This window comes from Crateriforma conspicua (assembly GCF_007752935.1).
Lineage (GTDB): Bacteria > Planctomycetota > Planctomycetia > Pirellulales > Pirellulaceae > Crateriforma > Crateriforma conspicua.
Genome location: NZ_CP036319.1, coordinates 6,280,442 through 6,294,274, shown reverse-complemented (window position 1 = coordinate 6,294,274; position 13,833 = coordinate 6,280,442). Strand labels below are relative to the sequence as shown.

Below are 13,833 nucleotides of genomic sequence, written 5' to 3'. Positions count from 1 at the left end.
GTTTTGATCGCGTTAAGGTTTGGAGAAACAAATGACTTCGCCGTTCAGGGTGGTAAGAAACAGACTTCCGTTGGCACCCGCCATTCCGTCCCAAGTCGGCAGTGAATCCAATTGGATTTCTCGTTTAACTTCACCGGTATCGATATTGATTGCCAACAACGCGGCGCCTTCTGCACCCAATAATGCTTTGTCTTGACGATTCAGTAAAGCGTGTGTTTCGGGGTTGTCGTTGGACAATCCTTCGAACGTTTTTTGTTCGTCAATGATGTCCGGCGGGCCGATGATAAAGAGGTTTTCGCCAGCCAACACCATGCCACGAACGTACACCGGTACATCTTGGGTCCACTTGGGTTCCACCAAGCTATTGCCTTGACGTGATGCGTTATTGTTCTTCTTGCGACTGGGGGTGAACTGGACGGCGCGTCCGAATTGGCCGTCGACCGACTTGGCACCCATGACCGTACCTGAATTACGGTGCAGCGAGTGATCACGCGCGGATCCATCGTCAAAGCTGTAGGCCAGTACGGCATCGCCGGAGATTTCGGATCCGCTTGAAAAACGCTCCGCGATTTGCTGCGATGTTGCCGCGGCAAAATAGATGCGAACTTCGTCGATGATGCCGGTGAATGTTCCGGGCGATGTGTACTCGCCGACCGCGGTTTGTTGGTCCGATCCGATGTCCAATCCTTGCGCGGGTTTTTTGCTGATCAATCCATTGGCGACCCCTTCGCCCGCGAGTCGGCCGTCCAGATAGATTCGCATCGAGAGATCGGTATCCAAAACGCCCACCACGTGGTGCCAGCCACCGACGGCACGTTTGTCCGCGGAAACTTGGTTCAGTTTGTTGTTGCTTCGAATCAAGAACTCAGGGCGACCATTGCGGACCGTCAATGCGTAACCTTCGCTCGGGCCACCATGCGCGACGATGACACCATTGGGCTTGGTCGTCGTGAACCAAGCTTCGACCGTGATCGGTTTTTGCTGCGGCTGGATGCTGGGCGACATCGGAACTGACACGGTCGGGCCATTGGGCCCTGATGGCTTTCCTAAGTTTTCCGGGATCTTGGGTGGGTTCGGCTCGGCAGCGAACAATTGGTGTTCCAGAACCGTGGTCCAACGAAGGTATTCCGGTTTTCGGCCATAGCCATAAACGTACCCGTTGCCGTTGACCATGATGCGTCCCGATGGTGCGAAACGTCCTGCTTGGTAATAGCCACCGTGGCCGCCGGCGAAGCTTTGTCCGTGCACCCAGTACGATCGGTGGAACCAGGTGTCATCCAAGAAGCCCATGGGGGCAAAGATGTGTGCATCGGGGCCACGTTGCTTGCTAACTTGCCCCACAAAGTCACCACTGTTGGGTCCGATTTCCAAACGATTGCCGTCCAAGTCAAACTTTTGTGACTTCATGAAGATATGATCACCGTCACAGGACAGGATGTCGGGCAGACCCACGGGCATTTGAAGGATTTGCAGTTTTTCTTGGATGTTGTTTCCCGTGTCGGGATTCTTTTCATCCATGATCTTTTCGGCCAGTTTTTGCCCCGTGGCCAAGTCCAGTTTTAATAGACGTAGGCCGCCGTCCAGGAAGATCGAACGACCGGCGACGCAATACAGTTGGTCATTGTGGACGAGCACACTGCCGTGAACCGGCCACAGGGATTCCAGTTGCTCGAACGCCATCGTGCGACGATCGATCGGGGCGGCGCGGAACCGCCAGACCAGTTCGCCGTTGGTCGTTAGGCAATAGACCCAGCCGTCGGTGCTGCCGAAGACAACGCGGCCGCGATGCACCGTGGGTGGCGAATCGATTCGTCCGCCCGCCTTGAACGTCCAACGGGTATCACCGGTCGTTTCGTCCATGGCGAACAACGTGTGCGTATCGACTTGTGCCACGTACACCGTTTCGTCTGCGATCACCGGTGACGTCAAACGGCCACCCAGATCCACCGACCAACTCGTTTGAACATCGTCATCGATGGGCAAATCGGTGGTGCCGCTGCGACGGGCGTCGTGGCGATAGGTCGGCCAATCATCACGTTGGGTGTTGTCGGCGCTTGTCAAAGCAGTCCCAAAGGCAGGCCCCTGTTCCAGTCGGCCTTCATCGGAAACTTCACCCGGTGTCGGTCGCGTGGGTGATGCAGCCGACAACGCGTTGAAGCCGAACAATTTGGCTTCCGGATAACAGGCACAGTTGTGCGGCGGTGCGTAAGTCAATCCGTTGCACGGCATGACGCCGTAAAGACAGCCGCCACGAACCCAGTGGTGAATGTCCCAATGCTCTTGGTCCGGGTCGACAAATTCAATGCCGGTGCGCGATGGCATCAGGAAATTGTCGGTCGCTTTGGCGATGTAGCAGCGGTGATGGAACCAATAGGTATCGACGTCCGGGGCGAATTCCTTTTTCACTTCGCCCGTTCGCGGATCGCGGCCGGTATAAACCCCGCTGTCCTTGCCGGACGTTAGGGGAGCTAACCAGACCAGGCCGTCGACCACCATCAAGTCTTGGGGTGATTGATAGCCGCTGTTGGGGAACTGGGAATCCCACAACGCTTCGCCACTTTTGGCGTCCATGCTGACCAGTTTTCCGTCGCCGCCGGCATACAGCACCACGTCTTGATAAACGACCAGTCGCGGTCCGAAATTGAACGTGAACGACTGGCGACGCGTTACCGGAGTGCTGGCCCAAACCGTATCACCGGATCGCCCGTCCAAGCTGACCACGCGTTGTCCGTCATGGAAATAGATCTGCGAATCTTGCGCGGCCAAACTGAGTGGTGAAATCACCGTTTGTTTGGCCCACAACTGTTTCCCGCTGTCGGCATCAAAGGCCATCAAGACGCGGGGTTGTTCGTCCCAGAAGAATTCTTCCCGTGATCGTGCTTGGTCACCCACGGTTCCAAACAGCGGTGTGTAATTTTGGAGCTCCGCTTTCCCCTTGCGGACAACCAAATACAGCGTGTCTCCGGTGCAAATGATCTCTTCGGTGGCATCGGTTCCTTCATAGACCCGCAAGGTTTTTCCCGTCTTGGCATCCAACGCCGAAAGAGGTTCGTTGAAGCCCAACGGGGCATAAACGACGTCTTCGGTTGAAACGAGCCTGCGGGAAAGTTGACTGGGCCCACTTTTCAGAGGCCAAAGGTGCGATTGCCATTCGTCAATGTCTCGTTTCCAAAGCACCGTGCCGTTGAACGCATCGCGGGCAATCAGTTTCCATTTCGGAGGCATTTGAATGGAGATCCGGCTGCCTTCGTCCATGATGTAAAACATGCGGCCACCGGTGGAAACCAAAGCGCTCATGCTGGCCATTCGATCGTGGTGGCGCGACCACCGCGGGCTGCCCACCCATTGCAGGTGGCGGGGCGGTCCCACGACGTCGTCGTGAGCGACGGAGTTGCCCGATGGGTCATGCAGATAGTGTGACCACTGGTCGATGTTGTCCGGCCAAGCCTTGACGTTTTTGGTCCACCCGTTGTCGTCACGGATCAAGGCGACACCGCCGGGCACCAAGACGCGATCGATTTCAGATGCATCAATGTCGATATCGTCTTCGATGATCAACAAGTTGACCAAGTTGTCGACGTAGGGCAGATGGCGATCGCGAAGTTGATCGAAGGAAACGTTGCCATAGCGTTCCGCTTCGGTCGCATGGTCTCGAGCTTGTTTCAATTGCCGGGCTGTTTGCACCAAGCCTTGGACTTGTGTCGCATCGGTCTGTTGAAGAGCCGTTGTCAGTTCGCCATCGGTCGCACCGACGTGGACGATGAAGCCGCCACTGAACTGGCCGCGTTCCAACAAGCCTGTCGCCTCGGAAACGGCATCCGCGGATGCGACGCCGAGGTTTCCAGCGGCCAGGACACAAATACCAACAAAGGCCTGGAGGGCCAGTCGGGCCAAATTCATCGACGCGATCTCCGACACGGTCAGAAACAAGAGCAGCGACACAGCGGACGTTCACGCCGTTTCACGATCACAACGTCGTTGTCCGGTCTGGGCTGGCGAGTCGATTGTACCGATGGCTTCACAGCCGATGTGGATTCTTTTTTTCCAGGACGGCGTCGTGCCGATTCGGTACGGCGGCAGTCCGCCGGTGGATACGGACACGAAGGTGCGGAAGCCATCGGTGGCGGATACATCTACAATACGCACCGTTCGCCGCTGGTCTCGATTGACGGGTTTCGGTCCGATCTCTCGAGCAAGACCCGAGCGAGATGACGGGACCCCGCGTCGCCGATCCCGGCGTGACGTTTGAGCTCGCTTGGGTGACTGCTGGCTTGCCCGACGATGTCCTCCGTATCCGAATTCTGACCCCAAGAAGATATTTTCGTGATAGACAATGACGCCGTGATCTTGGGCCTTCTACTGGTCATCTTGGCGGTGATCTTCCGGACCAACGACAGCCCGCATCCATTTTTTCGACGGTTCTATCGGTTCGTTCCGATGCTGTTGCTTTGCTATTTTCTGCCTTCGTTGTTGACGCTCAGCGGGTTGGTCGACATCGAAAACTCGATGTTGTATTTCGTCGCGACTCGATATTTGTTGCCCGCCAGTTTGGTGTTGTTAACGCTTAGCATTGACCTCAGCGAGATCGTCAAACTGGGCCCCAAAGCCATCATCATGTTCTTGACCGGCACGGTGGGTGTCGTCATTGGCGGCCCCTTGGCATTGTTGATCGTCGGCTTGGTATCGCCCGAATCGGTGGGGGGACAAGACGGCGAAGCAATTTGGCGAGGTTTGGCGACCGTGGCGGGCAGCTGGATCGGCGGTGGTGCCAACCAAGCGGCGATGAAAGAGATCTTTGAACCGTCCGAACGACTTTACAGCCTGATGGTGGCGGTCGACGTCGTGGTGGCCGAAGTTTGGATGGCAATCTTGTTGTTGGGCGTCGGTAAGCACCGCTGGATCGACGCGCGGTTGAAGGCAGATTCTTCCAGCGTTGATCAGTTGACCGAAAAGATGGAGTTGTTTTCCAAACAAAGTCGTCGGATTCCCAGTTCCACCGACTTGTTCATGGTGTTGGGCGTAGCGTTTGGTGTGACCGCGCTTTGTCATTTGGCCGCCGACGCGATCGCCCCCTGGATCGAACAGAACTATCCAACACTGAATCGCTTCAGTCTAAATTCTGCGTTCTTTTGGCTTATCGTCTTGGCGACGACTGGCGGTGTGCTGTTGTCGTTCACTTCGGCACGCGGCCTGCATGGTGCGGGCGCGTCGCAATTGGGGACGGTGTTTATCTTCATGCTGGTCGCAACGATCGGGCTGCGAATGGATGTGACCGCGGTGGCGGAACGTCCGATGGCGTTTGTGATCGGAGGCCTGTGGATGATGATCCATGTCGGATTGTTGCTGGTGGTTGCCGTGCTGATTCGTGCGCCGTATTTCTTTCTGGCGGTCGGCAGCAAAGCGAACATCGGTGGAGCCGCTAGTGCTCCCGTCGTCGCCGCGGCATTTCATCCCGCATTGGCACCGGTCGGCGTGTTGTTGGCGGTCGTCGGTTATGCGCTGGGGACGTACGCAGCGTACTTGTGTGCGTTGATGATGGAAGCGATTTCCGCCGCCTAGGAGGTCGTTGCCGCGGCGGGATTGCCGGAATGCGACATACGCAAGTCGGAATCCACGGCGGTATCGGCGACATCGCCGGCCAAATCGAACCGGTAGCGGATTGCGATGATCAACAAGCACACGGCGGAAACGCAGACGGTGGCTAGACCGAATCGGTTGAAGAACACGACGGCATCACCACTCGCCAGAATCTGATCCTTTACCGCGAGTGTCACCACGTAACCCAGGTATCCCGCCGCATCGACCACGTACATCAAGTAGCCAATATTTCCCTGAGCCCGTGTCATCGCCAAGAATCGTTCGAACACGGTGGTGTGGATGGCGACATACGGCAGGTACAGTCCCAACCCCATCAGCACCATGAATGGAAAAGCGGGTAACATTTTGCCCGACGCTTGATCCACCAGCACGGCGGCAATCAATGCCAAGCCCAACCCGCAAGTGACCAGCGATGTCAAAAACGCTCGGACGTTGTTGGAAACCAAGACAGCGGCGCCGTTGATGACCAGCACGCCGAAGGCAACCCACATTTCCGAACGACTGAACGTGGACGGGACCACGTCGGCCCCCAACGCCTGCCATAGTTCCGGGGCAAAGTCCGCGCGAAAACTTCGCAGGATGGTGACCATCAAGTAGATCGTGGTCACCGACCCCAAGGTGACCCAGTATCGTCGTAGAACGCTGCGCCGCTGGCGTGAATTCATGGGGGTGCGCTCATGTCGCGCCTTCTGATCGTCCAGCGATGGCGGTGGGACTCGTGACAGAACCCCGACGCAAACCAACAACGGTGGCAAAAACAGGCCGCCGGCAACTGCGGGCATCCAAGCTTCGGCGACACCCGCTTGTAGCACCCACGCCCCGACGGACTTGGTCACACCGTCGGCCAGGATAAAGCTTGCGCACAGACCGGCGACCAATGCTTCGGTCAAGCGCCGACCTTCCAGGAATCCCAGCACCAGGCCGAAAACCATTCCCAGCATCAGGCCGTTGACGAACAGAAACACAAACGACCAAGTGGTGGGGGTGACGGCAAACAAAATCAACGCCGCTTCGGCCGCTGCGATCATCCCGCACAAAACCAACGCACGCCGACCGCGGCGCATTTCAGCAATCACTTTGATGCCGATGATTTTCGACAGCGTGTATCCGGCGACCTGCGTTAACACCAAAACAGACTTCAAAGCCCAGGGACCCAGGAATTGGTTCTCGTAGGCAGCCACTGTGAAGGGTTTGCGAAGCCCGTAAGTGCAAAAATAGGTGCCGAATGCTGCAACGACCGCGATGATCCCCCAAGCAAGGTCTTGGCTGCGAAGTTTTGATGTGGACGGCTTGATCAATGCATGCCTCCTGGGCACGATGCGATTGGTGTTTTTTTCGATTCGCTCTTCACGCCGGCAGATTCGGGGCAGGGCCGAATGCAAACGCGATATCGGTGAATCGTGTGGCGTTCTTTTCGGCAGCGGTGTGGTAACAAAACACGCTGGAAACTGGATGCGAATTCGATGAAGGAACGGCTAGGATTCCAAGAGATTGCTCGGCCGGCCAAAAGCGGAAGCGTTTCTCGTCGGCTTGTCCGGGCGTTGTGTTCGAAACATGACCGACGTTGCTTTTTAGACCGTCGCAGATTTTTTGATCCGTTCTTGAAAATTCATGGCCCCATCAACCACAAGGAATGAGTGGATGGAAGATCGTCAACATGTCGGAATCGTTGGTGCCGGAATCGTCGGGCTCGCTCACGCATTGGCGGCCGCCAAACAGGGGCACAGCGTTACCGTTTTTGAAAGAAATGCGGCATGCCAGGGCGCATCGATTCGTAACTTCGGGATGGTGTGGCCGGTCGGCCAGGAAGCGGGGCCGGCATTGGATGCGGCGCTGCGAAGTCGAGAGATTTGGTTGGACTTGGCAGGACAAGCCAACTTCTTTTGCCGTCCCACCGGAGCGATCTACTTGGCCCACCGGGACGACGAATGGCAAGTCCTGAACGAGTTCGCTGACCAGGCAGTCGACCTGGGGTATCAAGTCGAACTTCTTTCGCCGGATCAAGTTCGTCGAAAAACGCCCGCGGCCAATCCCAACGGATTGTTGGGTGGTCTGTTTAGCCGAACCGAGTTGGCGGTCGATCCGGTCCAGGCAATCGCCGCGCTGCCCGGCTTTCTGAACGCACGTTACGGAGTCCAATTCCATTTCGAATGCCCTGTGGTGTCGGTTCGATCCGGTGGTCTGACCACATCCGACCGACGCGAATGGAAGCTGGACCAAATCATGGTTTGCAGCGGTGCGGATTTTCATTCGCTGTTGCCCACGGTCTTTCAACGTTCCGGTCTGCGGGCTTGCAAGCTTCAGATGATGCGTACCATTCCACAGCCCAGCGACTGGAACTTGGGGACCCACATCGCCAGCGGTTTGACGCTGCGTCATTACAACAGCTTTCGTATTTGTCCCAGCCTGGACGGACTGATCGATCGTGTTGCCGAAGAGACACCGGAACTGGATCGCTATGGCATCCACGTCATGGCTTCACAGAACGCGGCGGGCGAAATCATCTTGGGCGATTCACACGAATACGATGCCGATATCGGACCGTTTGATCGTCCTGAGATCGATGCGTTGATCCTGCGTGAACTACACAAGATCATCGAACTGCCAAGTTGGGAAGTTTCACGGCGATGGAGCGGAATCTATGCCAAGCATTCGACGCAAGTGATTTACCGTTCCGAGCCGATTCAGGGCGTTCATGTCGCGACGGGAACCGGTGGTGGCGGAATGACGCTGGCATTCGGCCTGGCGGACGCCTTTGTCGCCGGCGGACCGCTTTGTTCAGTGGCTTCGTGACCTGTCAGACCACATGATTCGGCGTCGCTTTGCGGCGATGCGGACCGATCGGCGTGACATTTTTCATGGACCGGTCCACACCATCCACCGAGGTCGATCCGAAATTCTTTCCCGCCACGCGCAGCGTTCCTTTCGGGGCAGGCTCTAGCGTTGGGAAGGCCGGCATGTTCACCGCCGGTCGCACGCTTCGGCCCCAGGGTTACTGTGAAGGTTTGCAAGTCAACCAATCGGTCGTGCTTGTCCACTTTCAGCATGCGAAATGTTTGAACGTGAATCAGGTGCAATGCACCTGTCGGCAAGCCTTTGTTTGTGATTCTGGTGGCGGTTATGGTGAAGAGACGATGAAATGAAGTCCCGTATCAACGATGACGGTAGATACCCGCCCGCCCAGTCCGCCATACTCGGCCCGCAGGTCCATCGCAGTTCTACACATACGTTCCGTTTTGATCGGTCGCGTTCTTCAATGTCACCGTCGAACCAGCGCCTGTCGGTCATCACACGTAATGTCTTTGGGGCGGTCATGCGCGGTGTCGTCTGGGCGACCGTGATTCCTTTGGGACTCGTTCATCGTGTGGCAATGAAGTTGGACGATTGGATGGACCCGTCGTTGGATCAAGTTGCGGTCCAGCGTCCCTTGTTCGTCGTCGGTCTTCCACGCAGCGGAACAACCTTCGCTCACCGTTTGTTGGCATCCGATCGTCAGACGTTCACGACGATGCCACTGTGGGAAGTTTTGTTTGCACCGGCGTTGTGCCAGAAACGATGCATCGGATTCTTGATGCGTATCGATCGACGGTTTGGTGGTCCGCTGGCCCGCTGTCTGCGATGGGCTGAAGACTGCTGTTTTCGTTCGCTGAACGAGATTCATGCCACGCGTCTGACAGATCCGGAGGAAGACTATCTGGGGCTGATCGCTTTCGACGGATGTTTTCTGCGAGTACTACTGCAACCCCACAGTCAGCATGTCTGGGACCTGGGCCATTTCAGCGACCGCTTGTCCCCGCAGCGCAAGCAGCGATTGATCGATGCGTATCGCCGGCTGGTGATCCGCCACTTGAAGTATCGAGGCGGCAATCGGCGTTTGCTATCCAAGAATCCGTGCTTTACGGCATGGTTGCCTGAACTAGCGGATGCCTTTCCGGATGCAAGCTTTATTGGACTTCGTCGATGTCCCGAGCAGGCCGTCCCGTCCCAACTGAGTTCGATTGATGGCGGACTTCGCGTGTTCGGACATCGCGCCAGCGAACCCGAAATCGTTGACCGGTTTGTCGACTTGTTGGCATCGTATTGGGATCGTCTGCGATGGGCTGATCATTCGATGCCACAAAATCGATTTGTGTTGATCGAGTATGCGGAATTGACGTCCCAGCCGTTTAAATCCGTCACGGGAGCCTTGGACATACTGTCTGTTCGAATTAGCGAATCGGGGATGACCGAATTGCGGACGAAGGCTGACGCCGCGGCGGGCTATCAAAGCCGGCATCACTATGACTTAGGTCAATTCGGGCTGGATGCGAAACAACTTTCACAGCGATTTCAATTTGATGAGTCTTCGGTGATGGATCCCAAGTCGGTTCATTGTGATGACCTGCGACCTGTTTCCGATTTTGTGATGACGGGAGATCAAAAATGACCACCAAAACCAGCCGCGGCCGGGTCGTTCAGAGCCAAATGAACGACGGTACGATGGTGCCGCCGTCCGCCGGTCGACTGCGGATCGCAATCGTCTCTGATGCAATCGTTGGTCGCAACGGTGTGGGGACTTTTTATCTGGACCTGATCGAACACCTCACGCCGTTTGTCGACTCAATCGACTTGATTGCACCGCAGCAGGAACGCTGTCGCGAAATGGAGCGTTTTTCAATTCCCATGCCGGGGGATTCAACACAGCGATTGGCGTTGCCACATGGGCGTCATGTGACGGAACGTTTGGACCGAATGGCACCGAACCTAATCATCGTGCCCACGTTGGGCGCGTTCTCGTATCTGGGGTTGCGGTACGCGAAACGAAACGGAATTCCGCTGGTGATCGTCAATCACACCAGTTTTGGGCAACTGTTTCGTTTGTATTGGTCCAAGCTTGTGGCCGGGCCGATGACTTGGGCGTTGAATCGTCTGAATCGTTGGTTGATGCGTCAGGCGGATGCCGTGGTTGCGTTGAACGCCGAGGCGTACCAGGAAGCCAGTCAATGGGATGCCAAGCTGGTCCGCGTGATGGGCACACCGGTCGCCGCTGATTTTTTGCGCCGTCCGTCGGTTCGGCGACCAGGTTTGGTACAGAACGACGGGGCGACGGGAATTCGGCGGACGGTTTTTGTCGGGCGATTGGCGGCCGAAAAACGTGTCGGCGATTTGATCGAGGCTGCCGAGAGGTTTCCCGATTGTCAGTTTGCGATTGCGGGTGACGGTCCGATGCGCGATCAAGTCGAATCGGCGGCCCAGCGATTGCCCAATCTGCAGTACCTTGGTTGGCTGTCACGCGATCAGGTGCTAGGAGCACTCGATGAAGCGGATGCCCTGGTGTTGCCATCGATGATCGAGTCGTTTGGTACCGTGGCATTGGAAGCCATGGCGCGTCGCCGTTATGTCATCGTCCGGCGCGATTGTGGGATCGCAAAATGGCCGTCAATTTCCGCCGGATTGTTCTACATCGAAGATGATCAGTCCTTTGCCGATCGTTTCGAATCACTGCGAATGATGGACGATGAATCTTTGAACCAAGTTGCGGGGAAAAGCTGGAACGCGGTGACCGATTTCAATCAACACACCGTTCGTGTTTGGTTGCAGTTTTTGATCGATGCGGCACGATTGGATGAACACCGTGTGGTTGGTCAACGCCGTGTTCCCGTGGATCAAAGCGTTTGATGCTTTCGATGTTGGCGGTTTCCAAACCTTCGCAAGCGAAGCAACCCGAGGCGGTCGTTTCGATCCATGATGTGATGCCATCGACGATGGCACAAACGCAGCAACTGATCGACTTGTGTCGTCGCCATCAGATTAGGCAAATCGCGTTGCTGGTTGTCCCCGGGCTGGATTGGTCCGACCGCGATGTGGACCAGTTGCGTCGTTGGTCGGATGAATCGCTGACGCTATGTGGACACGGGTGGGTTCATCGATGCGAACGGATCGCCGGATGGAAGCATCGACTTCATTCGATGTTGATTTCGCGGCAAGTGGCCGAACATCTTTGCTGGTCCACTGATCAAATCGTCGGCACGATGTGTCGCTGTGCCGAATGGTTCGACAAGGTCAGCTTGCCACATCCGCGTTTGTACGTTCCGCCGGCCTGGGCGTTGGGCGATCTGCCGAAAGACCGTTGGTGCGAAGTCCCGTTTGACTGGATCGAAACCTTGGCGGGTTTGGCGTCGATGCGAGACCGCAGGGTCGCTGAATTACCGCTGGTCGGTTTCGAAGCCGACACGATTTTGCGGAAATGGTCTGTGCGTGCCTTCAACGCATTTGGATTGGCCGTTCGACGTTGGGGATGCCGTCCGCTGCGGATTTCCATCCACCCACAGGATCATCAGCTAAGGCTGGCTGATCACTTGGAATCGGTGCTGGCGAAGGGTTGGAATGATTTGTCCTATTCGCAGGTCGCCGAAGACGTGTTTGCGACCACTTGAATCAATGGGCTTTTCGTTGGCCGGCCGGCTTTTTGGGGTTTAGGGGTAAAACGTTGGCACGCTGGGCGTATTGCTGCCAACGGTCGGCCATTTCTTTCGCGCGTTCGGGCATCTGAACTGCCAGGTCGTTTTGTTCGCTGCGGTCTTTGGCAATGTTGTACAACTCCCAAGGACCGTTGGCTTTTTTGGCGACCAGTTTCCAGTCGCCCATACGAATCGCGCGATTGCCTTCATGTTCCCAATAAATCGCGTCCCGCTGGATGGATTCTCCGCGCAGCAGTGGCTGCAGGCTGACGCCTTCGGCCGGTTTGATTGGTTGTCCTTCGTGATACGTTTCAGGGTAAGACGTTTGGGCGACGTCCACGGCGGTGGCCATCAAATCGATCAGGTGTGCCGGGGTGTGTTCGTATTCTCCCGCACGCGACGACATTCCACCTGGCCAGTGCATGATCAGCGGGGACGATATGCCGCCTTCGTGACAAAAGTGCTTGTATTCACGAAACGGCGTGTTGGATACCGTCGCCCACACACGACCATACGCGATGTAAGTGTCCGATGGCCCGGGCATGACCATGGCACCGGTCCGCACCGGATATCCGTCCCGGGTTTGTTTCGGTTGCATGTGAACTTGGAGGTGTTCTTTGGGAAGCGGTGCCAGCGTTGGAGCGTCTTGTCGCAGTGTCGTCGACTTTGATTGGCGACCGTAGTTCTCGGCACATCCGCCATTGTCTTGAAAGAAGCAAATCAAGGTGTTTTCGAATTGCCCGGTGTCTTTCAATGCGGTGACAATACGCCCGATGCCTTGGTCCATGTTGTCGATCATCGCCGCATAGACTTCCATACAGCGTTTGTCCCATTCCCAGTGATCGTCGTTGATCCATTCTTGCGGAATTGGCCAAGGGGTAACGCTGTCACGATCCAACAGTCCCAGACGAATCATTTTTTCGAAACGAGCTTTGCGTATCGCCTCGTATCCCGCGTCGTATCGGCCAATGTATTTGGCGATGTCGGCCTTTCGGGCATGCATCGGCCAATGGGCGGCGGTGTAGCTGACGTACAAGAAGAACGGTTGATCCCCGACGTCTTGGTGATGGTCGTGGATGAACCCGACCGCGTGGTCGCTGATCGCGTCGGTGTAGTAAAAGTCGTCGCTGTCGTCCTGGTCATCGCCAGGGTCTGAATCGCGCGGATACAACGGGTCCGAAAACGGGGACACGAATTCGTTGTCTCGGGTCAGTGAATTGGGATCCCAAAAACTGCCTGCACCGTGAATGGTTCCGTAGAAGCGATCGAAGCCACGTTGAAGCGGCCAGTTGAACTTGTCCGCGGAAGATTTCGGCTGGACCTTGGACGTCACATGCCATTTTCCAGACAGATAGGAACGATAGCCGGCGGACTTTAAAGCCTCGGCGATCGTCACGCAGTTGCGGTTCAATTCGCCGCGATAGCCGTCGTGCCCCCGGTCTTGCATCATATGCCCGATCCCGGCTTGGTGTGGATACAACCCGGTCAGCAAACTTGCTCGCGTCGGACAGCATCGTCCGGTGTTGTAGAACTGAGTGAACCGCAATCCACGTTCGGCAAGGCGGTTCAGGTTCGGCGTGTCGATTTCGCTGCCGTAGCATCCCAAATCAGAAAACCCCATGTCATCGCTCATGATGTACAGGATGTTGGGCTTCTGGTTTTCGTCCGCGCACAACGGATAGCCGACGCACGTGATCAATGCGATCAGAATGACACGGTGACAGTGAGATGCGATGTTCATGGTTCTGACGTGGGAGACTTGCGGAGCTGGGGCGGGGATTAGCGATGGCGTTTG

General features: G+C 56.4%; 8 protein-coding genes. 5 read left to right on the top strand and 3 right to left on the bottom strand.

Features of this window, described 5'->3' with window-relative positions; genetic code table 11:
• Positions 1-12 precede the first annotated feature (12 nt).
• The gene (locus tag Mal65_RS22985) at positions 13-3,900 is read right to left on the bottom strand and encodes a BamB-related PQQ repeat family beta-propellar protein (protein WP_165701480.1); all 3,888 of its coding nucleotides are present in this window, start codon (positions 3,898-3,900) and stop codon (positions 13-15) included.
• A gap of 423 nt (positions 3,901-4,323) precedes the next feature.
• On the opposite strand from Mal65_RS22985, the gene Mal65_RS22980 reads away from it, so the two are divergent.
• Positions 4,324-5,559, top strand: coding sequence for a DUF819 family protein (locus Mal65_RS22980; protein WP_145303162.1), 1,236 nt, complete (start codon positions 4,324-4,326; stop codon positions 5,557-5,559).
• Here the strand turns inward: Mal65_RS22980 and Mal65_RS22975 are convergent.
• The gene (locus tag Mal65_RS22975) at positions 5,556-6,896 is read right to left on the bottom strand and encodes a DUF5690 family protein (protein ID WP_165701479.1); all 1,341 of its coding nucleotides are present in this window, start codon (positions 6,894-6,896) and stop codon (positions 5,556-5,558) included. The two genes, Mal65_RS22980 and Mal65_RS22975, sit on opposite strands and share 4 nt — an antisense overlap.
• Before the next feature lie 343 nt (positions 6,897-7,239).
• On the opposite strand from Mal65_RS22975, the gene Mal65_RS22970 reads away from it, so the two are divergent.
• From Mal65_RS22970 to Mal65_RS22950, 4 genes are all read left to right on the top strand, one after another.
• Positions 7,240-8,391: a TIGR03364 family FAD-dependent oxidoreductase gene (locus tag Mal65_RS22970; protein WP_145303155.1), complete on the top strand. Its 1,152-nt coding sequence runs from the start codon at positions 7,240-7,242 to the stop codon at positions 8,389-8,391.
• A gap of 463 nt (positions 8,392-8,854) precedes the next feature.
• The gene (locus Mal65_RS22960) at positions 8,855-10,024 is read left to right on the top strand and encodes a sulfotransferase family protein (protein WP_165701478.1); all 1,170 of its coding nucleotides are present in this window, start codon (positions 8,855-8,857) and stop codon (positions 10,022-10,024) included.
• Entirely contained in the window at positions 10,021-11,256 is a 1,236-nt protein-coding gene (locus tag Mal65_RS22955) for a glycosyltransferase (protein WP_145303147.1), read from the top strand. The genes Mal65_RS22960 and Mal65_RS22955 overlap by 4 nt, the downstream gene beginning before the upstream one ends.
• Positions 11,256-12,014 carry a polysaccharide deacetylase family protein gene (locus Mal65_RS22950; protein ID WP_145303144.1) on the top strand — a complete coding sequence of 253 codons (759 nt, stop codon included), beginning with the start codon at positions 11,256-11,258 and terminating at the stop codon, positions 12,012-12,014. Before Mal65_RS22955 ends, Mal65_RS22950 begins: the two co-directional genes overlap by 1 nt.
• A 1-nt stretch (position 12,015) precedes the next feature.
• Here Mal65_RS22950 and Mal65_RS22945 read toward each other — a convergent pair whose 3' ends face one another.
• Positions 12,016-13,779: an arylsulfatase gene (locus Mal65_RS22945; RefSeq protein WP_145303141.1), complete on the bottom strand. Its 1,764-nt coding sequence runs from the start codon at positions 13,777-13,779 to the stop codon at positions 12,016-12,018.
• Positions 13,780-13,833 lie beyond the last annotated feature (54 nt).